Annotated in this window: 20 protein-coding genes and 4 tRNA genes; 10 read left to right on the plus strand and 14 right to left on the minus strand. The window is 58.4% G+C overall.

Going from position 1 to position 22016, the window contains the following annotated elements:
* Nucleotides 1-41: 41 nt before the first annotated feature.
* Nucleotides 42-1280 carry an MFS transporter gene (locus FFB58_RS02000; RefSeq protein WP_138368820.1) on the minus strand — a complete coding sequence of 413 codons (1239 nt, stop codon included), beginning with the start codon at nucleotides 1278-1280 and terminating at the stop codon, nucleotides 42-44.
* Between the two features lie 329 nt (nucleotides 1281-1609).
* Between FFB58_RS02000 and FFB58_RS02005 the strand changes: the two genes are divergently transcribed.
* The 5 genes from FFB58_RS02005 to FFB58_RS02025 all read left to right on the plus strand — a co-directional run bounded on the left by FFB58_RS02005 (nucleotide 1610) and on the right by FFB58_RS02025 (nucleotide 7595).
* Nucleotides 1610-2680, plus strand: a complete 1071-nt coding sequence (locus FFB58_RS02005) for a LacI family DNA-binding transcriptional regulator (protein WP_138368821.1) — start codon at nucleotides 1610-1612, stop codon at nucleotides 2678-2680.
* Nucleotides 2677-3648: a nuclear transport factor 2 family protein gene (locus tag FFB58_RS02010; protein WP_138368822.1), complete on the plus strand. Its 972-nt coding sequence runs from the start codon at nucleotides 2677-2679 to the stop codon at nucleotides 3646-3648. Before FFB58_RS02005 ends, FFB58_RS02010 begins: the two co-directional genes overlap by 4 nt.
* Before the next feature lie 131 nt (nucleotides 3649-3779).
* On the plus strand, nucleotides 3780-4919 hold the full coding sequence (locus tag FFB58_RS02015; RefSeq protein WP_039029128.1) for an ester cyclase: 1140 nt from the start codon (nucleotides 3780-3782) through the stop codon (nucleotides 4917-4919).
* Nucleotides 4919-6229: a histidinol dehydrogenase gene (gene hisD / locus FFB58_RS02020; protein WP_171029918.1), complete on the plus strand. Its 1311-nt coding sequence runs from the start codon at nucleotides 4919-4921 to the stop codon at nucleotides 6227-6229. Before FFB58_RS02015 ends, hisD begins: the two co-directional genes overlap by 1 nt.
* Before the next feature lie 52 nt (nucleotides 6230-6281).
* A complete protein-coding gene (locus tag FFB58_RS02025) occupies nucleotides 6282-7595 on the plus strand; it encodes an amidase family protein (RefSeq protein WP_138368823.1) in 1314 nt (437 codons plus the stop codon).
* Here the strand turns inward: FFB58_RS02025 and FFB58_RS02030 are convergent.
* The 6 genes from FFB58_RS02030 to mdtK all read right to left on the minus strand — a co-directional run bounded on the left by FFB58_RS02030 (nucleotide 7582) and on the right by mdtK (nucleotide 11186).
* The gene (locus FFB58_RS02030) at nucleotides 7582-9192 is read right to left on the minus strand and encodes an FAD-NAD(P)-binding protein (protein WP_138368824.1); all 1611 of its coding nucleotides are present in this window, start codon (nucleotides 9190-9192) and stop codon (nucleotides 7582-7584) included. The two genes, FFB58_RS02025 and FFB58_RS02030, sit on opposite strands and share 14 nt — an antisense overlap.
* Nucleotides 9193-9341: 149 nt before the next feature.
* Nucleotides 9342-9418 (minus strand) — tRNA-Val (locus FFB58_RS02035).
* 4 nt (nucleotides 9419-9422) lie between these two features.
* Nucleotides 9423-9499, minus strand: a tRNA-Val gene (locus FFB58_RS02040).
* 4 nt (nucleotides 9500-9503) lie between these two features.
* Nucleotides 9504-9580 (minus strand) — tRNA-Val (locus FFB58_RS02045).
* A gap of 4 nt (nucleotides 9581-9584) precedes the next feature.
* Nucleotides 9585-9661, minus strand: a tRNA-Val gene (locus FFB58_RS02050).
* 151 nt (nucleotides 9662-9812) lie between these two features.
* Nucleotides 9813-11186, minus strand: coding sequence for an MdtK family multidrug efflux MATE transporter (mdtK, locus tag FFB58_RS02055; protein WP_039029132.1), 1374 nt, complete (start codon nucleotides 11184-11186; stop codon nucleotides 9813-9815).
* A gap of 222 nt (nucleotides 11187-11408) precedes the next feature.
* On the opposite strand from mdtK, the gene FFB58_RS02060 reads away from it, so the two are divergent.
* On the plus strand, nucleotides 11409-12053 hold the full coding sequence (locus FFB58_RS02060) for a riboflavin synthase (RefSeq protein WP_039029133.1): 645 nt from the start codon (nucleotides 11409-11411) through the stop codon (nucleotides 12051-12053).
* 33 nt (nucleotides 12054-12086) lie between these two features.
* Here the strand turns inward: FFB58_RS02060 and cfa are convergent, their stop codons facing one another.
* On the minus strand, nucleotides 12087-13235 hold the full coding sequence (gene cfa, locus FFB58_RS02065; RefSeq protein ID WP_138368825.1) for a cyclopropane fatty acyl phospholipid synthase: 1149 nt from the start codon (nucleotides 13233-13235) through the stop codon (nucleotides 12087-12089).
* A gap of 280 nt (nucleotides 13236-13515) precedes the next feature.
* Nucleotides 13516-14712, minus strand: coding sequence for a purine nucleoside transporter PunC (punC, locus tag FFB58_RS02070; protein ID WP_138368826.1), 1197 nt, complete (start codon nucleotides 14710-14712; stop codon nucleotides 13516-13518).
* A 115-nt stretch (nucleotides 14713-14827) separates the two neighbouring features.
* On the opposite strand from punC, the gene punR reads away from it, so the two are divergent.
* A complete protein-coding gene (punR, locus tag FFB58_RS02075; protein WP_039029136.1) occupies nucleotides 14828-15751 on the plus strand; it encodes a DNA-binding transcriptional activator PunR in 924 nt (307 codons plus the stop codon).
* A 5-nt stretch (nucleotides 15752-15756) separates the two neighbouring features.
* Here the strand turns inward: punR and purR are convergent, their stop codons facing one another.
* Nucleotides 15757-16782 (minus strand): HTH-type transcriptional repressor PurR, encoded by a 1026-nt coding sequence (purR, locus tag FFB58_RS02080; RefSeq protein ID WP_039029137.1) that lies wholly within the window; start codon nucleotides 16780-16782, stop codon nucleotides 15757-15759.
* 295 nt (nucleotides 16783-17077) lie between these two features.
* Between purR and cydH the strand changes: the two genes are divergently transcribed.
* Nucleotides 17078-17167: a cytochrome bd-I accessory subunit CydH gene (gene cydH / locus FFB58_RS02085; RefSeq protein WP_072036634.1), complete on the plus strand. Its 90-nt coding sequence runs from the start codon at nucleotides 17078-17080 to the stop codon at nucleotides 17165-17167.
* Between the two features lie 164 nt (nucleotides 17168-17331).
* Nucleotides 17332-18498, plus strand: coding sequence for an MFS transporter (locus tag FFB58_RS02090; RefSeq protein WP_138368827.1), 1167 nt, complete (start codon nucleotides 17332-17334; stop codon nucleotides 18496-18498).
* Between the two features lie 38 nt (nucleotides 18499-18536).
* On the opposite strand, the gene sodB is transcribed toward FFB58_RS02090, so the two are convergent.
* Both sodB and FFB58_RS02100 read right to left on the minus strand, forming a co-directional pair.
* Nucleotides 18537-19118 carry a superoxide dismutase [Fe] gene (gene sodB / locus FFB58_RS02095; RefSeq protein ID WP_039029139.1) on the minus strand — a complete coding sequence of 194 codons (582 nt, stop codon included), beginning with the start codon at nucleotides 19116-19118 and terminating at the stop codon, nucleotides 18537-18539.
* A 124-nt stretch (nucleotides 19119-19242) separates the two neighbouring features.
* Nucleotides 19243-20064 carry a C40 family peptidase gene (locus FFB58_RS02100; RefSeq protein WP_138368828.1) on the minus strand — a complete coding sequence of 274 codons (822 nt, stop codon included), beginning with the start codon at nucleotides 20062-20064 and terminating at the stop codon, nucleotides 19243-19245.
* A 337-nt stretch (nucleotides 20065-20401) separates the two neighbouring features.
* Between FFB58_RS02100 and grxD the strand changes: the two genes are divergently transcribed.
* Nucleotides 20402-20749 carry a monothiol glutaredoxin 4 gene (gene grxD / locus FFB58_RS02105; protein WP_032617810.1) on the plus strand — a complete coding sequence of 116 codons (348 nt, stop codon included), beginning with the start codon at nucleotides 20402-20404 and terminating at the stop codon, nucleotides 20747-20749.
* A gap of 45 nt (nucleotides 20750-20794) precedes the next feature.
* Here the strand turns inward: grxD and rnt are convergent, their stop codons facing one another.
* Nucleotides 20795-21445, minus strand: coding sequence for a ribonuclease T (gene rnt / locus FFB58_RS02110; protein ID WP_138368829.1), 651 nt, complete (start codon nucleotides 21443-21445; stop codon nucleotides 20795-20797).
* Between the two features lie 96 nt (nucleotides 21446-21541).
* A complete protein-coding gene (gloA, locus tag FFB58_RS02115) occupies nucleotides 21542-21949 on the minus strand; it encodes a lactoylglutathione lyase (protein WP_138368830.1) in 408 nt (135 codons plus the stop codon).
* Between the last annotated feature and the right edge of the window lie 67 nt (nucleotides 21950-22016).

Genomic DNA, 22016 nt, shown 5'->3' on the forward strand with positions numbered 1-22016 from the left:
TCCTCCCGGCAGGCCGGGATAAATGTATGGGTGTTTAAAAATTACTGGTCGCGCGCGGGCGCGAGTGGACCGTTAATAGATAATTCCGCAGACGCAGGCATTTTACGGTTATTCACCCAGCGCACGGAGAGCGGGGTGACAATCGCCGCCACAACCGACAGGCCAGCAATAAACAGATAGCCGGACGAGAGGTTAATATGCTGCATCATCACCCCCATGATCACCGGCCCGGCAAACATCCCGCAGGAGTAGATGGTCTGGAACAGACCCATGCGCGTGGACTGCTCATCGGAGGTGGTATTGACCACGCTCAGGGACATAAAGGCCGCGAACGCCATCCCGAAGGAGAAGCCGGCCAGCGCCTGCAACAGATAGATGACATACAGATTGCTGGTGAAGGGGATGCCAAGGGTCGACACCACCTGCAGCACAATGCCCAGCACCGCCGTCTTCAACAGCCCCAGGCGCGGGTAAAAGAGGCTGCTGCACAGGGCGATGGCCAGGGCGTAGAAGATGAGATGGATGTTGCTCAGCAAAGTTAAGATCCCGGCACGCCCGCCTAACTGCTCGGCGTAGATCGGCGTCAGCGTATCGCGGGTGGCAAAAGGCACCAGGATGACGAGGGTCGCCAGAATACCAATCAGCCACACCGAGCGGTCGGCCAACTGCTGGCGGGCCCCGGCGATACAGGCTTTCAGGGTCGGGGCTTTCACCGGGTCATGCACATCCCGGATGCGGGTGGTGAGGAACAGCGCCACCAGCGCCGAGACGCAGGAGACGAAAAATGCGATGTTGTTCTCAAAATAGTGAATCAACAGGCCGCCGATGCAGTTGCCGAGGAACACCCCAAGCGGCCCCGCCAGCGCCAGAAAGGCCACCGCGGCCGGGGCGTCTTTGCGGTCAAAGTAGCGCATAAACAGGATGTTGTAGAGCACCCAGGTGGCGGCGGTGACGCCGTCAGCCGCTTTGGCCAGGTACAGGGTGATGGCGTTCGGCTCCAGCCAGGCCAGCGGCCAGGCGATAATCGGCAGCACCAGCGCGGCCTGGATAAAGATTTTTCGACTCTTCACCACGTCGGAAATAATCCCCAGCGGGAAGCGGATCAGCAGGGTGGCGAGGCCGCTGGCCCCCATGATGATCCCCATCACCTGCGGCTCCATCCCCTGATTGATCATCATCGGGGCCAGAAACGCATCAATGCTGTGAATACAGATAAAAAACAACACGCTGATGATAAAAAACAGCCGGGCTTCAGGTCGGCGTAACAGTGCTCGAAACATGGTTGTGAACCTCTTAAGAATTAATGGGTTATAACCAGCCAAGTACAACGTTTACCGGCTCAATCCTTTTGGATACTGCCCAATCTGCCCGGTACAATTGACGGTGTGAAAACTGCGCTGCATACGTATTCAAAAATTGAAGTTACGAAAAGGTTTCAATTTTGTAAAGGTCGTTTGTCACCATTGTGAAAAAAATAATTTAGGCTGTTGCATACGCATGCAAACATGGTGTAAGTATAAAAAGTACCCGCTTCCTGCGGCGCGGTGACAGGGGAATGACCTGCCACAGACGCCGGTTCGGGAAGCGTCAGGGATAAGGAACACGGGTAATGAAACGTAAGACTTTTACAGCGGTGACCTCGCAACAGGTGGCACAGCTGGCGGGAGTATCACAGTCGGCGGTGTCCCGCACCTTCACGCCGGGCGCCAGCATCTCACCGGCAACGCGTGAGAAGGTGCTGAAGGCTGCGCGGGAGCTGGGCTACCGACCCAACGCCATCGCCCGCTCGCTCAACACGGCCCGATCCCGCATCATCGGGGTGGTGATCTCCTATTTTGATAACCAGTTTTACCCGCAGGTGCTTGAGGCGCTGGCGCAAAAGCTGGATACCCTCAACTATCACCTGCTGCTGTTCGTGGGCGATCGTGACGGCAATGTGGATCGCATTTTCGACCAGATCATGCAGTACCGGGTGGACGGCATCGTGCTTGCCTCGGTCACGCTGTCGCTGGATCTCTCCCAGGAGTGCCTGGCCGCCGGGATCCCGGTGGTGCTGTTTAACCGCAGCGAAGAGAGCGGAATGGCCTCGAGCGTCAACAGCAATAACGAAGCGGCCTCCCGCCAGATTGCCGAGTTTTTACTGGCGGCAGGGCATAAGCGTTTTGCCTACGTGGGCGGCGTGGCGGACTCGTCGGTGAATATTGCCCGCCAGCGCGGGTATCAGCAGGCCCTGCAGGAGCAGGGGATCGACGATATTCGGGTGGTGAACGGCAACTACGATGCCCAGGAAACCGCCCGCGCGGCCTACGCGCTCTTCTCCACGTCGCCCGCGCCGGACGCCATTTTTGTCGCCAATGACCATATGGCGGTGATCGTTATGGACGTGGCGCGCTACGAGTTTGGCCTGCGCATCCCGGAGGATGTCTCGGTGGTGGGATACGACGATATCGGCCCGTCCGGCTGGGCCTCCTACGCCTTAACCTCCGCGTCGCAGCCGGTTGAAGAGATGGTCAGCGCTACGGTGGAGTTACTGATGAAGCAGATCGACAGCGGCACTATCGAACCTGAACAAATTACCGTGCCGGGCAAGCTGGTGGTACGCCACTCTGCGCGCCGACCGCATGCGGGTGCCCTCGACGCAGAGGGTTATGACATGTTCCAGACGCAGGAGGACAAATGAGCAGATTGCCGGGCTTCAGCCCCCAGTTCGATTCCATTCAACAGTTTATTCTCACCCTGACTCATGTGGTCTGGGAGCAAAAAGATATCGGCCAGCTCGCCGACTTTTACGCCTCGCCGGTGGTCTTTATCACCCCGGAAAAGCAACTGACCGACCTGCAGCAGTTTATGCGCCTGACCCTCGAGGCGATGCACAGCTTTCCCCAGCGCACTGTGCTGACGGAAGATATTCTGGCGACCGAGAATCCGGGCAATGAGTACTACGCCGCCCAGCGCACCATCGCCTGCATCCGCCACATGGGCGAAGGCTTCTTCGGCGCGCCCAGCGGCAAAACCCTCTGGGTGCGCACCTGGGCCGACCGCATCTGCGCCGACGGCGCGGTGCGCCAGGAGTGGCTCCTGCAGGACCGGGCGGCGATTGTCGCCCAGCTCGGCTTAAACGTGCAGGCGTTCGCGCGCAATCTGGCGGTGATGCAGGAGCAGCTCGGCATTACCCCTGCCACCGCAGAAACGCTCGACGCCCGCTGGGCGGGGGGCCCGGACGGGGATGACGTTGAGGGGCCGATTGCCGGCGTGGTGGAGCGCTATCTGACCATGTGGGCCGGGGGCAACAGCGGCACCGTGCCGGGGCTGTACCATCCCGCCGCCACCCTCTATGCTCCGGGCCACTGCAGCGGCACGGGAGAGCAGGAGATCGCCGCGCTGCTGTCGGGCTACCGGGCGTCATTCGCCGACAGCGAAGTGCAGCTGCACCACCTGATCGTGCGTCGGGATCCTGGCGAGCCGGTGCGCATCTCCCTGCGCTGGTCGCTCCTGACCTGGCACGACGGCTACGGTAAATTTGGCGTGCCGACCCGTAAACCGGTGTCGATTACCGGTATCAGCCAGCTTGAACTGCGCGATGGGTTAATTATTCGCGAATATCTTGGTATTGATGAATTAGCTATCTGGTCGCAAATCGTGAATTAAGCGGAGGTTCGCCTCCGTTATATTTTTTCTCTGAAACGTTTTTAAATCCGCCGCAATAAATATTGCGGCTCCACTCTCCATCCATTCCGGGTGCGGGATCGTATTGTCTGAAAACAGAAGCAGGGGTTCATATGTCTTCCACTGAAGCAACGAATAAAGCACCAGCCGTACCTGAAAAAAACAATAAGCCCACCCGTGAGGAACCGGTATTACAGGTTGAGCGTCGCGACTTTATTGATTTAGTGCCGGAGAAACGTCCCCGCGCGCAATCATTACGCGGGTTCGATGAGTGTTATACCGATATTGTCGATTATATTGTTCGCTGCACCCATAAAATATGGGATGAACGCGACGTGGGATTAATTTACACCCACTATACCCACAACTGCGTTTTATATAACGCGCTCGGCACCCTCTATACCCGCGAGCAGGTGGTGCAGGATACGCTCCAGCGTCTGGTGGCCTTCCCGGAACGTCGCGGTATGGCAACGCAGGTTATCTGGAACGGTAACGACGTGGACGGTTTTTATACCTCGCACCTGGTGACCGGCAGCGGGCGTCACACCCAGTTCAGCCACCTTGGCAAACCGACCAACCGCACCTTTGTCACCCGCACCGTGGCCGACTGCATGATCCACGAGAACAAGATCTACCGTGAGTGGGTGGTGAGCGACAATATGTCCCTGATGAAGCAGCTGGGGCTGAACACCGACGAAATCGCTTACAACATGGCGAAAGAGCAGTTCGACAAGGGTTTTCGCGTCACCGACATCGGCGAAAACGGCCGCATGCTGGGGCAGTATCCGCCGGAGATGGTCTGCGATGTCTCCATTGCCCATACCGACACCGAAGAGCAGTGCCTGCGCTGGATGCACGAAATCTACAACCGCCGCATGCTCGGCAAGATCAAAGAGGTCTATGCGCCGAACGTCCAGTGGCACGGCCCGCTGATGAAAGAGCTGTACGGCACGGCGTCGGTGACGCACCAGACGCTGGCCCTGATCGGCATGATCCCCGATGGCGCCTGGCTGCCGCAGCATATCTGCTCCAATCCGTGCGAGGAAGGCGGCACCAAGGTGGCGATTCGCTGGATCATCGAGGGCCATCACCTGGGCTACGGCGAGCTGGGTAAACCGACCGGGGAACGCCTGTTCGTGATGGGTATGTCTCACTACCACATTATCAACGGCAAAATCGTCGACGAATGGGTGATTTACGATCATCTGGCGCTGCTGGCACAAATCAAACTGGGTCAAATGGAGGAAGCATAATGTCTGTACAGTCAATCGTGGACCAGGTGAGCTGGATCAAACGTCCCCAGGGGCAGGACGCGCAGGCCGACAAATCGTTAACCGATAAGGTCAGCGCCATTATCGAGCGCGTGAAGGGCGAGGGCGATGCCGCCCTGAGAGACTTCTCGCAGCAGTTTGATAAGGTGGTCCCGGCGCAGTTCGAAGTCACCCCTGAGGAGATCGAAACCGCGCTGCGCGAGATGGACCCGCAGACCCGCCGCGACAGCGAGTTTGCCATCGCCCAGGTGCGTCGCTTTGCCGAGGCCCAGCTCGCCACCATGCAGCCGCTGGAGGTGGAAACCCTGCCTGGCGTGCATCTGGGGCACCGGATCATTCCGGTCCAGACGGTGGGCTGCTACGTCCCGGGCGGGCGCTACCCGATCCTCTCCGCGCCGGTGATGTCCATCGTGCCCGCCACGGTGGCCGGATGCGAACAGATTATCGCCTGCCTGCCGCCCGCGGCGCACCCGTCGATGATTGCGGTCTGTCACCTGGCAGGGGCCCATCGCATCTTTAAAATCGGCGGCGCTCAGGCGGTAGCGGCGATGGCCTGGGGCACTGAGAGCGTCCCGGCGGTGGATAAAATTGTCGGGCCGGGCAACGCCTTTGTGAACGAGGCCAAGCGCCAGGTGTTCGGCAAGGTGGGGATTGACGCCCTGGCGGGACCGAGCGAAATCTTCACCATCGCCGACGACAGCGCCGATGCGCGCATTATTGCCGCCGACCTGCTGGCGCAGGCCGAACATGACGTTCATACCCGCGTCGGGCTGGCGACCACCAGCCGGGCGATTGCCGAGGGAACCCTGGCCGAGATCGAACGCCAGCTGACCACGCTGCCGACCGCCGCGACGGCGGGTGAAGCCTGGCGTCGCCAGGGGGAGATCGTGGTGTGCGACAGCGAAGAGCAGCTGATCGCCTTCGCCGACTACATGGCCACCGAGCATCTGCAGGTCCATACCCGGGATCCGCACGGCACCGCGGCGAAAATCCGCAATTACGGCTCGCTGTTTATCGGCCAGAACGCCAGCGTGGTTTTCTCGGATAAATGCTGCGGCACCAACCACACCCTGCCCACCATGGCGGCGGCGCGCTACACCGGCGGGCTGTGGGTGGGAGCCTACGTTAAAATCTGTACCCATCAGTGGATCGACGAGCAGGGCATCGCCGCCATTGCGGAACCGGCAATCCGCCAGAGCCGTACCGAGGGGATGCAGGGCCACCGCCGTGCGGCGGAGATCCGCCTGCGTCCGGAAGCGCTGGACGCCATCACCTCCGGGCTGCGCGACTAACGGCGACGGGAGGCCGGGCGCAGGCCTGGCCTCCGGCATGATAAGGGACGGTATGAAAAAACAACGGCTGATTCCCCCCAGGGACTGCGTTGAGGAAATAGCCCGGCGGCTGGCGATTATCGCCGCCCAGCCGCAGCTGAACGCCATACTTGGGGTAAACCCGGACGCGCTGGCCGAGGCGGAACAGTGCCAGGCGCTGCGCCGTCGCGGCCAGCTGCTGGGGCCCCTGCACGGCGTGCCGCTGATCGTCAAAGATAATATTGCCTGCGCCGGACAACCGCTCACGGCAGGGTGCGAGGCGCTGGCCGCGCTTCGACCTACCACCGATGCGCTGGTGGTGCAAAGATTACGCGCCGCCGGGGCGATTATTCTCGCCCGGGCCAATATGTCCGAGTTTGCTTTTGACGTCCGCTCCCGCAGCTCACTCGGCGGGGACGTGCACCATCCGCTGTTTCCCGGCATCACCGCAGGCGGCTCCAGCGGGGGCAGCGCGGCGGCGGTGGCTGCCGGCATGGCGGAAGGGGCACTCGGCACCGATACCGGCGGTTCGATCCGCATCCCGTGCAGCTACACCGGGCTGGTGGGGCTAAGACCCCGCCTGCGCCGGGCCATGATGGAGGGGATTGCGCCGCTCTCCCTGAGTAAAGATACGGTGGGGCCGATGGTCCACAGCGTGCAGGATGCGGCGCTGCTGCACGGGATACTCCACGGCCACAGGCCGCGCGCCGTTGAGCCGGTTTCGCTGAAAGGAGTGCGCTTTGGAACGATCCGCGCCCTGGAGGGCGTTGATGCTCAGCAGCATGAGGTGTGGCACGCCGCCCTTGCGCGGCTGACGCGTCACGGCGCGACGCTTGTGGAGACAGACCTGCCGATCCTGGGGGAAATTGAGGTGGTAACCTGCCTGAGCCTGTATGAATTTCGGGTGGGGTTTGACGCCTGGCTAAAACAGCATCCGGGCGCGCCCGGCGATCTGCGGGCGATTGTCGCTTCAGGACGATTTTTGCCAGAGTTTTTACCGTTGCTGACGCAGATGCTCGCCAGCGACAGGCTGAAAACTCCGGCATGGCTCGCCGGACGGCAGCTGCGTCGTCGGCTGCGTCAGGCTCTGGCACAACGAGCGGCGCAGGAACGTTTAGACGGTTTTCTTTACCCGACGGTGAGCCGGATCCCGGAGAGCCTGGAGAAAATGCCCCCCGGCTGCGCGCCGGAGCTTGCAGCAATCAGCGGATTCGCCGCCATCACGCTGCCCTGCGGCAGAACGCGGAGCGGCTTTCCGGTGGGGCTGGAAATTCTTTCGCCAGCGGCGGATGAAGCCCCGCTGCTGGCGCTGGCCGCCGCCTGCGAAACCGCGTTTACTCGTCCGTAAAGTCCAGCCGTCTGCGCACCCGCGAGGCGGGCTGGACGGCGGCTTTCGCTATCGCCTCGCCGATCTCGGCACAGACCACCAGACCCTGGACAAAGGGGCGATCGTGCATCAGATACGGCAGTGCGCCGAAGGCGATGCGCCCGCGCAGGTACTCCGGTGCCAGCAGGGTGTAATCGTCCCCCACGTCGGGTATGTCTTCTCCGGCGGATTCCAGCTGGTGGCGCAGCACCGGGAACGGCAGGTCTTTGGTCTTGAGCGGTTTCTGCCCGCGCGCATCGATAAAGACATCGAAATACGCGACCTCGCCCCGGGCCTCGATCACCGTCCGGTCCTCTTTTACCGCCATCTCATAGTCGTCACCCAGCGTCAGAATGCTGATGATGCCCGCCTCGCGCAGGGCCAGCAGTCGGCGGATGGACTGAGACGGGATCGCCGCATAGTTGTCGATAAAAACGCGCGCCAGCCCGACCTTAAAGCGCTCCCGGTCCTTTTTCGTCAGGTGGGGAACAATCTTCTCGACGGCCTCGTGCAGCCGCAGGATCGTATAGCGCCACGGCACCGTGCGTTTGTCGCGCTTGTTGCGCTCCACTTCATTGAGGTTAGAGACCGCCCAACGGAACGGGCCATGTTTCTCGCGGTCGGCAAACCAGGCGTCGCGAATGCTGTCGGCCGTCAGGGTCTCTAACGCTACCGCGTCACTCCACTGGGGATCGGCATGCTTGAGCTCGGCAACGACAAGTTCAAAGATGCGGTCGAGCAAGCCCTCTGAACCCTGCTCGATGGCCGCGTCAATCGCCTGTTCCGTGGCGATAGTTAACGGCTCATAGGGGATCGGACAATAAAAATCGGCTTCGGGAAGGATGCCCGAGCGGGACATCAGCACAATCTTCAGCGCCTCGCTGCACTCATCCAGTTGGAAATGGATCTGTTCATCATCGGTCTCGATGAATTTGCCATGCTGAATGGCCACGGCCATCGCCGCGTCCAGCCCGCTTAACGAAGTGCCAAGAATGCCGACGTTACAGGCCGGGATTTTGGCCTCCATCAGCCCGGACCAGGGGCTTGGGAAGAAGGAGCGCGAGGCGGCATCTTCATCAGGCCAGACGTGGCCGGTGGCGATAACGGCCAGATCGAACGGCTCAGGCTCGGTTTCACCCTCGGCCCACAGATTGACTCCGTCAGGCGTGGCCTCGACGTCGGTGACCTGACAGGACTCGAGGACGTTAACCTCAAAGCCCTGTTTTCTTGCCTGCCCGACAAGCGCCAGGAACTGATCGCGGAAATACTGGCCCAGCAGAATACGCGGCAGGAACTGCCGGTCGTGCAGGGCGGATTTTTGCACGCCGTAGCGCGCCAGATGGGCGTCGCTCTGGGTGCGCAGCCACTCGAGATAGGTCGAAAACAGGGGCGGGATCTCGATGCTGGCGATATTGGCCAGCATCATGCGCGAGTTATCTTCATCGCTGTAGGGCATCCCGACGCCTGCCTCTTCGGCCTGCTCATAGACGGTGACGCAGAGCGGTGTGTTCAGTTTCAGAAGCGAGAAGAGGGTATAAATACCGGTGGGGCCAGCCCCGACAATGGCGATCTTTTTCATTGTGTCCACCTGCTGTTTTTTTACCGAATCCATGGGAATAATGCCATGCAGGATAAGTGTGGTAGAAAACGGGTGATGAGCAACTCAGAAACGAGGCTGAAAGCGATAAATCAGATAAGAAGAGGAGTTGCACCATTTCAGGACTGAAATGGTGCGTCCGAGTGGACTCGAACCACCGACCCCCACCATGTCAAGGTGGTGCTCTAACCAACTGAGCTACGGACGCAGAATGGTGCGTTCAATTGGACTCGAACCAACGACCCCCACCATGTCAAGGTGGTGCTCTAACCAACTGAGCTACGGACGCAGAATGGTGCGTTCAATTGGACTCGAACCAACGACCCCCACCATGTCAAGGTGGTGCTCTAACCAACTGAGCTACGGACGCAGAATGGTGCGTTCAATTGGACTCGAACCAACGACCCCCACCATGTCAAGGTGGTGCTCTAACCAACTGAGCTATGAACGCAATGTTGTGTGTGACAACGGGGACGGATATTAGCGGCAGTGGCCGCACGAGGCAAGAGGCAAACTGCAAATTTCTTTCAGATTTCACGCGATTGCTGTATTCCCGCGCAAAATGAAGAGAAAGTAGCCGCCCGCAGGCGGCTGGTGGGTATTTAACGCGCGGCGCGTTGCAATATCACGCTGGAGGGCTGGCGCTGCAAATACCGCATGCGCAGCATCATCATGATCGCGGCAGAGGTTAAGCCGATAATAAAGCCCATCCAGAAACCGGCCGGGCCCATGCGATCCACCACCAGATCGGTGAGCGCCAGGATATAACCACTCGGCAGGCCCAGCACCCAGTAGGCGATAAAGGTAATAAAGAAGATCGAACGCGTATCTTTATAGCCACGCAGCACGCCGCTGCCGATCACCTGGATGGAGTCGGAGATCTGATACACCGCCGCCAGCATCATCAGCTGGGAGGCGAGGAGCACCACTTCCGGGTTGTCGTTATAGAGCAGGGCGATCTGCTCCCGCAGCGTGACGGTAAACAGCGCGGTGCAGACCGCCATGCAGATCCCTACGCCAATTCCGGTGCGGGCCGCGATCTGCGCTTCCAGCGTGGAGCCCTGGCCGAGGCGATAGCCCACGCGAATGGTTACCGCGGCGGCGAGCGACAGCGGCAGAACGAACATCAGCGAGCTGAAGTTCAGGGCGATCTGGTGTCCGGCCACGTTCACGATCCCCAGCGGTGAGACCAGCAGCGCGACCACGGCGAACAGCGTCACTTCGAAGAACAGCGCCAGGGCAATAGGCAGGCCGAGCTGCACCAGGCGTTTCACCACCTCCATGTCCGGCTTGTTGAAACCCGGCTCGCTGCGGATATCACGCATCGAGCGGGCGCGCTTCACGTAAGAGAGCATGCCGAAGAACATCACCCAGTAGACCGCCGCGGTAGCGACGCCGCAGCCGACACCGCCGAGTTCCGGCATGCCGAAATGACCATAAATAAAGATGTAGTTCACCGGAATATTGACCAGCAGGCCGATAAAGCCCATCACCATGCCCGGTTTGGTTTTCGCCAGGCCTTCACACTGATTACGCATCACCTGGAAGAATAAATATCCCGGCGTACCCCAGAGCAGGGCGCGTAAATAGCCGACGGCGGTATCCGCCAGGGCCGGATCGATATTGTGCATGGCGTGAATAATATAGCCAGCGTTCCACAGCACGATCATGATTAACACCGAAACAAAGCCTGCCAGCCAGAAGCCCTGGCGGATCTGATGGGCGATACGTTCGCGACGCCCGGAGCCGTTCAGCTGGGCGATAACCGGCGTTAGCGCCAGCAGCAGGCCGTGGCCGAAGAGAATAGCGGGCAGCCAGATAGAGGTGCCGATAGCCACCGCCGCCATGTCGGTGGCGCTGTAGCCGCCCGCCATTACGGTATCAACGAATCCCATTGCGGTCTGGGCGATTTGCGCGAGTATCACCGGGATTGCCAGAGCTAATAACTGACGCGCTTCACTCATGTACTTCTGCACGTGAACACCTTTGATATTGTTGTTATTTGAAAGAATAAAAGTCGCTGCGAGAAAACAGCAAAAAGAAGATGCGGGGAAGTCCAGCTATTGTAGCGGGGATAAGCTATTTATCTAGTGAAAAAATCGCCAGAAAAGGTGGGTACTGGCAACCTCTTTTTTCAACTGTTATTGTGGTGGGATTAAACGGTGTTATCACCGAAAGAACAAACAGGAGTCGTAAGCATGTTTACTGGTATTGTGCAGGGCACCGCGAAGCTGGTGTCCATTGATGAAAAACCCAACTTCCGCACCCACGTCGTCGCCCTGCCGGATGAGATGCTCGATGGGCTGGAGACCGGGGCATCGGTTGCACACAACGGCTGTTGCCTGACGGTAACCGAGATTAACGGTAACCTGATCAGCTTCGATTTAATGAAAGAGACGCTGCGCATCACCAATCTTGGCGACCTGGCTGAAGGCGATATTGTTAACGTTGAGCGCGCCGCGAAATTCAGCGACGAAATTGGCGGACATTTAATGTCGGGCCATATTATGACCACCGCAGAAATTGCCAAAATCCTGACTTCGGAAAATAACCGCCAGATCTGGTTTAAGGTTCAGGATCCGTCGTTAATGAAATACATCCTTTATAAAGGCTTTATTGGCGTGGATGGCATCAGCCTGACCGTCGGTGAAGTGACGCCGACCCGCTTCTGCGTGCACCTGATCCCGGAGACGCTGCAGCGCACGACGCTCGGCAGCAAAAAGCTGGGCCACAGGGTGAATATCGAAATCGATCCGCAAACCCAGGCGGTGGTGGATACCGTGGAGCGCGTGCTGGCGGCAAAAGAGGCCGCCGCCATCCAGCAGACGCTCAACGACGCGTGATAAAAAATACCCCGGCATGCCGGGGTATTTTATTTAGCGGGCTACCCGCAGGCCGTGCTCCACGCCGCGGCTGAATACCACCTGCCACAGCTGAATATCACGGGCGCGAAACGCCCCGGCGCAGGCGTTCAGATAATAGCTGAACATCCGTTTAAACCGTTCAGAATAGTTGTCGGCGATCTCCGGCCAGCTGGCAATAAAGCGCTCATGCCAGGCCATCAGCGTCGTATCGTAGTCAGCGCCAAAGTTATGCCAGTCCTCCATCACAAAATGAGGTTCGCTGGCATTCGCAATCTGGCGTACTGACGGTAAACAGCCATTCGGAAAGATGTACTTATCTATCCAGGGATCGACGCGATGGTCGGTTTTTCGGGAGCCGATGGTGTGCAGCAGGAACAGGCCGTCGGGCTTCAGGTTGCGATCCACCACCTTAAAGTAGGTCGGGTAGTTTTTCGGCCCCACGTGTTCGAACATCCCCACCGAGACAATGCGATCGAACTGGTCGTTGAGATCCCGGTAATCCTGCAACAGAATAGCGACATCCAGACCGGCGCAGCGCGCCTGCGCCATGCGCTGCTGTTCCGCTGAAATGGTGACGCCCACCACGCTGACGCCATAGTGCTGCGCCATAAACTCCGCCAGACCACCCCAGCCGCAGCCGATATCCAGCACCCTCATGCCGGGTTCCAGCTGCAGTTTTTCGCAGATGAGGCGCAGTTTGTCCTGCTGCGCCTGCTCAAGGCTGGCCGCCTGTTTCCAGTAACCGCAGGAGTACTGCATGGCCGGGTCGAGCATGCGGCTGAACAGATCGTTGCCGAGATCGTAATGCTCTTTGCCGACAATCCAGGCGCGCTTTTTACTTTGCAGATTGAACAGGCGGGCAGCGGCAATACGCAGGGTATCCTTCAGGTGGCTGGGCAACTGCTGCTCCAGGCCCGCCCGCAGGACGTTATTGAAAAAAATATCGAGGCGCTCGCACTCCCACCAGCCGTCCATATAGCTTTCGCCAAGGCCAAGCGACCCTTCCTGCAGGACGCGTTTAAAAAAATCGGGGTGTTTGACCTGCAAATCGAAGGATGCCGGGCCGTTGATGGTGATCCCTGCACGGCTCAGCATTTCATTGATTATCCGGTACCAGTTATCTTTGCGAACGCTGACTTCTTCCAGACACGATGAACTCATAGCTTCTCCACCACATGATGTGATCAGAACCCTTAAACAGCGTAGCCGCTCTTTATGGTTTGTGAGAAATCTCACGGTGTGACCCGCGAGGCTAATATCCGACGTAGAACAGAGGAAGGGAGATAACCCTTGCCGAAAGGCCATCCATGCTAAAACGGGAGCACTCCGGCTCCCGTTAATACTTAATAATTTTCGTATTTATCAGAATGCGCTAATAAGTATAGGCCTGATAAATGGGTGCTTCAACAGAAAATCGTTAGCACCCTAATCAGTTACGCCATCAGGCGCGAGAGGACTCCGCCTGCATCTCGTCATGCTGCTGGCGGGCAGGGAGGTACTGCATCCGGTAGCCCAGCGCGGCCAGTATCACGGTGGCGACCATCACGCTGGTGGTGGTCAGCAGCGGGGTGGCAATCAGCCATGAGACCAGCAGGCTGGCAAGGAAGCAGAGGCCCAGCTGCAGGGTGTTCTGCAGCGCCGCCGCGCTGCCGGTGGCCTGAGGGAAGGGACGCAGTGCCTGCGCGACGACGATAGGGTAGATCGCGCCGTTCGCCACCGCCATCAGGCAGAAGGGTATCAGCAGTTCCGCCAGGCTCACGCCCGGAATAAATCCGACCGCCCAGGTGCCGATCACGCTGAGCGCAAACAGGCCCAGCAGCCACGGCAGCATCTGGTGACCCTGCCATTTTTGCAGCGCAGCGCGACAGCCGTAGCCACCAATCAGGAAGGCGATAGTCTGCGGCACGTAGCTCAGGCCGATCGCTGCCGGGCTGTAGCCCATCTCGCTGAGGATAAACGGCGAGCCGGTCAGCCAGGCGAAGAAGCTGGCGGAACAGGCGGCGTAGATCAGCACGTTACCGCGATAAACACGCGAGCGGAGCAGGGTGAAGAAGGTGACGCGGGACTCAGACCGATCCGCTTTTGCCGCGACCGGCTTCAGGAAAAAGGCCGGGATCATCAGCACCAGGGTGATGGCAAACAGCACGGCAAAAATGGCCTGCCAGCTGAAATGGGCGAGGATCCAGCTGCCGAGCAGCGGTGCCAGGGCCGGTGACAGCCCCACCAGCGGCATGATGGTGGCAAAAATCCGGTTGGTCCGCGTCGCCGGGTAGTAGTCCGTCACCAGCGCCTGCCAGGTGACCGCCGCCGCGCAGACGCCTACCGCCTGGATAAAGCGCAGCACCAGCAGCCAGGTGGCAACGCGTACCCACAGCATGCCCAGACAGCCCAGCGCGAAGATGGCTAAACCGGCCAGCAGAACCGGCTTACGCCCGAAGCGGTCGGACATCGGTCCCCACAGCAGCTGCGCGAAAGCAAAGCCCGCAAGGAAGAGGCTCAGGCTGGCGCTGATGGCAGCCGCCGGGGTTTGCAGATCCTCCTGCATGATCGAGAAGGCAGGCAGATACATATCGGTGGCGAGGAAGCCCAGTACGCTCAGGCCGCCGAGCCAGACTAAAAATCCTTTCCTGGGTTGCATTGTTTTATTGTCCTTATAGGTGCAGGTTTAGGTAGCCGCTGAGTGTAGGCAGTGCAATCCCGCTTGTGAAACGCTAATATTTGGCGGTTGCATTCAAATTTTTTGCAGGCAGAAAATGTGGTCTGAATATTCCCTCGAAGTGGTGGACGCCGTGGCGCGTAACGGCAGTTTCAGCGGCGCGGCCCAGGAGCTGCACCGCGTTCCCTCGGCGATCAGCTATACGGTGCGTCAGCTTGAGGAGTGGCTGGCGGTGCCGCTGTTTGAACGGCGCCATCGCGACGTGGAGCTCACCCCGGCCGGCATGTGGTTTCTTAAAGAAGGGCGCTCTGTTATCAAAAAAATGCAGATCACCCGCGAACAGTGCCAGCAGATCGCCAACGGCTGGCGCGGGCACATCTCCATTGCGGTGGACAACATCGTTCGCCCCGAGCGCACCCGCCAGATGATTGTCGATTTTTACCGTCACTTCTCCGACGTCGAGCTGCGGGTCTCCCAGGAGGTCTTTAACGGCGTGTGGGATGCGCTGGCGGACGGCAGGGTGGAGATGGCCATCGGCGCGACCCAGGCGATCCCGGTGGGGGGACGCTACGCGTTTCGCGATATGGGCATGCTGAGCTGGATCTGCGTGGTGGCGAGCCATCATCCGCTGGCCGCGCTCCCCGGCCCGCTCAGCGATGATACCCTGCGCAACTGGCCGTCGCTGGTGCGGGAAGACACCTCCCGCTCGCTGCCAAAACGCATCACCTGGCTGCTGGACAACCAGCGGCGGATCGTCACCCCGGACTGGGAGTCGGCGGCAACCTGCCTCTCGGCCGGACTGTGCGTGGGGATGGTGCCGGTGCATTTTGCCCGCCCGTGGATCGACAGCGGCAAATGGGTAGAACTGACGCTGGAGAACCCGTTCCCGGATGCGGCCTGCTGCCTCACCTGGCAGCAAAACGATATGTCACCGGCGCTGGCGTGGCTGCTGGATTATCTGGGGGACAGTGAAACGATGAACAGGGAGTGGCTGCGGGAGCCAGAGGTGCTGGCTCCCTGAGGGGATCAACGGCGGTAGTCGCGGAACGGGCCATCGGCGACGGAGCGGCGTTCGATCAAACGCGGATGCACTTCAATGGACTGCGACTCTTCGCGCTTGTTGACGATACGGTCGAGCAGCATGTTGAAGGCCGTCTCTCCCAGCGAATCTTTTGGCTGGTGGATAGTGGTCAGCGCCGGGGTGAAGAACCGGGCGTTGCGCACGTTATCATACCCGATCAGCGAAACGTCCTGCGGCACGCGCAGACCCATTTCATCGGCGGCGCAAAGGGCACCCATCGCCATAATGTCGCCGCCGCAGAAAATAGCGGTCGGACGCGGGCTCTGGGAGAGGATCTGCTGCATGGCGCGATAGCCGGACTCCGGCTCAAAGTCGCCCTGCACGATCCAGTTTTCCGGCACCGTGATTAACGCTTCTTCCATCGCTTTCATAAAACCGGCCAGACGCCCGGCACCGGTATTGCGCTCCAGCGCCCCCGGAATAACGCCGATGTCGCGGTGACCGCGTTCAATCAGATAACGTCCGGCCATGTAGCCGCCTTCAAAGGCGTTATCGATCACCGAGTCGGTGAAGTCGGCTTTCGCTTCGCCCCAGTCCATCACCACCATCGGAATATTGCGATACTCTTCCAGCATCGTCAGCAGGGGCTCCGGGTATTCGGAGCACATCACCAGCAGGCCGTCGACGCGCTTTTGCGCCATCATCGACAGATAGGCCCGCTGCTTCTCGAGGCTGTTCCAGGCGTTGCCGAGGATCAGGGTATAGCCTTTCTGGAAGCAGTTTTTCTCTACCGCTTCAATAATTTCTGCGAAGTAGGGAGCTTCGCTGCTGGTCGCCAGCAGGCCGATCGATTTGGTGTGATTCACCTTCAGACTGCGGGCCACGGCGCTGGGAGAGTAGTGCAGCTCTTTGATCGCTGCCCAGACGTTGTTACGCGTCTCTTCCGCCACAAAGCGGGTTTTGTTAATAACATGTGATACGGTTGTAGTGGAAACGTTTGCGCGTTTCGCTACGTCTTTAATTGTTGCCATCAGATGTCACTCCAGACCATATCTAAGCTCCTGAAAAACCAATAGGTAAACGTTTGCCTTCACTCGCCCTAATTGCGCAATTTGAATTGCGGTACGCCGGGAAAACGACACAGGACGTCAGGAGGGGGTCAATGGCCGGTACGCTAATAAATTTAGCGTGGAATTTTGTCTGATCTTGACCAAAAGGGGAAGAGTAAAAATGGATATCAACCTAATTCCCGCAAGATTTTTACCCTGAACTGTGCAAAAATGAGCAAGCTCACTCTTCATGGGGTGATTAAAAGGAGAAAAATTGATGAGTACCGATCTTAAGTTTTCGCTGGTTACCACCATTATTGTTCTGGGTCTGATCGTAGCAAGCGGTCTGACTGCTGCGCTGCACTGATCCTCGCGAGGGAGTCACCGCTCCCTCGTCTCCCTTCCTTTATTGTTACGCTCCCTGCAAAAATCTTTTGCCAAATTGTTAACTTCTCATTTTTTGTGATTGATGTCATGCTTTCGCCTTCATTGTTCTGTGTCGCCTGACGACACGGTGTCTGGAGTTGAAGTATGAGAATCAATTTTCCGCTGCTGGCCCTGGCCATTGGTGCGTTTGGTATCGGCACCACCGAGTTTTCCCCGATGGGGCTGTTACCGGTGATTGCCCGGGGTGTGGATGTTTCTATTCCCGCGGCAGGCATGCTGATCAGCGCCTACGCCATCGGCGTGATGGTGGGGGCGCCGCTGATGACCCTGCTGCTGTCGCACCGCGGTCGCCGTAACGCGCTGATCTTCCTGATGGCGATCTTTACCGTCGGTAACGTTCTCTCGGCGCTCTCCCCGGATTACACCACCCTGCTGCTGTCGCGCATTCTGACCAGCCTCAACCACGGCGCCTTCTTTGGCCTCGGGTCGGTGGTGGCCGCAAGCGTGGTGCCGAAGCACAAACAGGCCAGCGCTGTGGCAACCATGTTTATGGGGCTGACCATCGCCAACATCGGCGGCGTCCCTGCCGCGACCTGGATGGGCGAAGCGATCGGCTGGCGCATGTCATTCCTCGCAACCGCGCTGCTCGGCGTGGTCTCGATGATCGCACTGTTCTTCTCTCTGCCAGCGGGCGGGGCGGGCGAAAAGCCGGAAGTGCGCAAAGAGCTGGCGGTGCTGATGCGCCCGCAGGTGCTCTCGGCCTTGCTGACTACCGTGCTCGGTGCCGGGGCGATGTTTACGCTCTACACCTACATTGCACCGGTCCTGCATGACATTAACAACGCCACGCCTGCCTTTGTCACCGCGATGCTGGTGCTGATTGGCGTCGGTTTCTCGCTTGGCAACTTCCTCGGCGGCAAGCTGGCGGACCGCTCCGTGAGCGGCACCCTGAAGGGGTTTTTACTGCTGCTGATCGTCATCATGCTGGCGATCCCATGGCTGGCGCGTAACGAAGTGGGCGCGGCATTTGCGATGGTAGTGTGGGGAATGGCGACCTTTGCGGTAGTACCGCCGCTGCAGATGCGCGTGATGCGCGTAGCGAGCGATGCGCCGGGGTTATCCTCTTCCGTGAATATCGGGGCGTTTAACCTCGGGAATGCGCTGGGGGCGGCGGCCGGTGGGGCGGTGATCTCGGGCGGACTGGGTTACAGCTTCGTTCCGGTGATGGGGGCCATCATTGCGGCGCTGGGGCTTCTGCTGGTGCTGACTGCTGACAGAAAACAACCTGATCCGGTGTGTGCTACCGAATAAAACAGAAAAGCAGAAGGCCGGGCCTTCTGCTTTTTTTGTTACGCCGCGAAGTTCTTCGCAACAAACGCCCAGTTTACCAGCGCCCAGAAGTGCTCAAGATAGTTCGGGCGCGCATTGCGGTAATCGATGTAGTACGCGTGCTCCCAAACATCCACCGTTAACAGCGGGGTGGCGTTGCTGGTCAACGGCGTGCCCGCGTTGGAAGTAGAAACGATGGCCAGTTTGCCGTCCGCCTCTTTTACCAGCCAGGTCCAGCCTGCGCCAAAGTTCTTCACCGCCGCGTCGGTAAACTTCGCCTTAAACTCTGCAAAGCTGCCGAAGGTAGCGGTGATGGCATCTGCCAGTTCACCGGTCGGTTCGCCACCGGCCTGTGGTGCCAGGCAGTGCCAGTAGAAGGTGTGGTTCCATACCTGTGCGGCGTTGTTGAATACGCCGCCCTCGGAGCTGCGCACGATCTCTTCCAGGGTTTTCCCTTCAAAGGCGGTACCGGCGATAAGGTTGTTCAGGTTGGTAACGTAGGTCTGGTGGTGTTTGCCGTAGTGGTATTCCAGGGTCTCCGCAGAAATATGCGGGGCCAGGGCGTCTTTTGCATACGGTAATGCAGGTAATTCAAACGACATTGCTTCTCTCCTTATTATAGTGATCCATTCAATAACCATATTGAATGTAAGGGTAGAGTAGCAAATTGAAAGGGTATGCAAAAGAAGAACTTACCCCGCTGGCGTGCCAGCGGGGTAGGGGAGATTAACGCAGGGTGTTGGCTTTCATCACGCGGCGCGCGCCGACGTAATGGCGCTGCCAGTAGTCTTCGCTCAGGGAGGTGATCTGAATGTCCTGGCCGGTACGCGGGGACTGGATAAATTTGCCGTTGCCCACGTAAACGCCCACGTGGTCGGCGGTGCCGCGCCCACGGGTGCGGAAGAACACCAGATCGCCGCTTTCGAGCTCGCCGCGATCGACCGGAGAGGCGTCACGCAGGTGGTACATTTCGTTCGCGGTGCGCGGAATACGGAATTTAACCAGGTCTTTATAGGCGTAATAAACCAGGCCGCTGCAGTCGAAACCGGTACGCGGCGAGGAACCGCCCCAGCGATAGGGTTTACCAATCTGGCCCATTAGTTTATTTAACGCCGTTTTTTGCGCCTTTTGCACCCGGACTTTATGCGCTTCAGCAAGGGTCGTGGTTTTGCTGGTTTTGACGCACTGCGCTTTGCGTCCTTTACGGGTGGTGCATTTTTCTGTCACAGCGCGGGAGGCGGTTTGAGTGGTACGGGTCGCGCTGCGGGAGGAATTTTTGCTTTTCTTGCTGGAGGTGGCTGGCTGTGTTTTAGCCAGGCTACTTTTTTTGCTGCTGCTCTTTTTGCTGGTAGTGCTTTTTTTCGTGCTCTCTTTTTTGCTGGTTTTACTGGTGCTGCTTTTTTTATTAGGTTCGGTGGCTTTCGCCAGATGCGTTTTATGGGCGGCAGAAGGCCGCGCCTGCTCTGAGGCGTTTGCCACCGGCGTGAAGGTGAGAGATGAAAACAGCAAAGCACAGAGCGTGATCGAGAAATTATTTATTCGCGCCACTGGGCATTCCCCTGGTAATCGCAGGATATAAATAACCCTGCGTATGATTTACAAAACTCGTCGATTCTAATCTATAAAAAGGCCCGACGTTAATAAACTTTTTGCATCTAAAACTGTGTTTCGTTAGCAAGTGCAAAAATATCAGAATTTCACAGGGGCATTCTGTACATTAGCTGTGCAAAACCGCAGCTAATCTCGCGATAAGGTATGTTGTGAATGCATCTTTAAAGGACGCGCGGTAAAATCATAAAGGTGACAAAAATGTTATTTTCCGTAGTCGGCCTGAAACGCTACAATGTCAGACTATTGCCGTAACAGAAGTAAAAGGAAGCAAAACATGAGCACTACTATTGAAAAAATTCAGCAACAAATCGCTGAAAACCCGATCCTGCTGTACATGAAAGGTTCTCCGAAACTGCCAAGCTGTGGTTTCTCCGCTCAGGCGGTCCAGGCGCTGTCTGCCTGTGGCGAACGTTTTGCTTACGTTGATATTCTGCAGAACCCGGATATCCGCGCTGAGCTGCCAAAATACGCTAACTGGCCGACCTTCCCGCAGCTGTGGGTTGACGGTGAACTGGTAGGCGGTTGCGACATCCTGATTGAGATGTATCAGCGCGGCGAACTGCAACAGCTGATCAAAGAGACGGCTGCGAAATACAAATCAGAAGAGCCAGGCGCCGAATAATTCCGCGTCCCGGTAAATAAAAAAGCGACCCTGAGGTCGCTTTTTTTATGCGTTGTTCTCGGCGTCCGGCAGCGGCCAGCCGCCGAGGCGTTTCCAGCGGTTAACGATTTCACAAAACAGCTCCGCCGTCCGCTCGGTGTCATAAAGCGCCGAATGCGCCTGGGTACCGTCAAAATCGATACCGGCGGTAATACAGGCTTTAGAGAGGACGGTCTGCCCCAGCGCCAGTCCGCTTAAGGCGGCGGTATCGAAGGTCACAAACGGATGGAACGGGTTGCGCTTGAGCGACGCGCGCTCGGCGGCAGCCATCATAAAACTGTGATCGAAGGTAGCATTGTGCGCCACCATGATCGCGCGGTTACAGTTCTGGTCTTTCATTCCCTTGCGCACCATTTTGAAGATGGCATGCAGCGCGTCATATTCACTCACTGCCCCACGCAGCGGGTTATGGGGATCGATGCCATTAAACGCCAGCGCCTCAGGCTGCAGGTTCGCCCCTTCGAAAGGTTCGACGTGAAAGTGCAGCGTGGAGTCCTGCAGCAAATTGCCCTGTTCATCCATTTTCAACGTGATGGCGGCAATTTCCAGCAGCGCATCGGTTTTGGCATTAAATCCAGCGGTTTCGACATCTATCACAACAGGATAAAAACCACGAAAACGGTCGCACAGACCGGTAAGTTGAGCGTTATCGGACATCTGGATCTCTTACAAGGGGAAAAAAGCAGTGCGCATTATGGCAAATTTCGCAATGAGATGCAGTAAAACAACGGGCGCATTGCGCGCCCGTTACAATCAGTTGCCCAGACCGCGACCGGCGTCTTTGGCTTCAATCAGTTCGATTTTGTAACCGTCCGGATCTTCAACGAAGGCAATCACCGTGGTGCCGCCCTTAACCGGACCCGCTTCACGGGTGACGTTGCCGCCGTTGCTGCGAATGCGCTCGCAGGCTTCTGCGGCGTTATCCACTTCCAGCGCAATGTGACCGTAGGCGGTACCCAGCTCGTAGCTATCCACACCCCAGTTGTAGGTGAGTTCGATAACCGCTTCTTCGCTCTCTTCGCCGTAACCCACGAAGGCGAGGGAGTATTTGTACTCCGGGTTTTCGCTGGTGCGCAGCAGGGACATGCCCAGCACGTTGGTGTAAAACTCGATGGAACGTTGCAGATCGCCAACGCGCAGCATGGTGTGAAGTAGGCGCATATTATCCTCTTAGCTTTTTATCATCTTGAACAGAAACGATGTTTTAGTATAGCGGCGAATCGCCGCC

The organism is Enterobacter sp. MF024, assembly GCF_005843915.1.
Lineage (GTDB): Bacteria > Pseudomonadota > Gammaproteobacteria > Enterobacterales > Enterobacteriaceae > Enterobacter > Enterobacter barmai.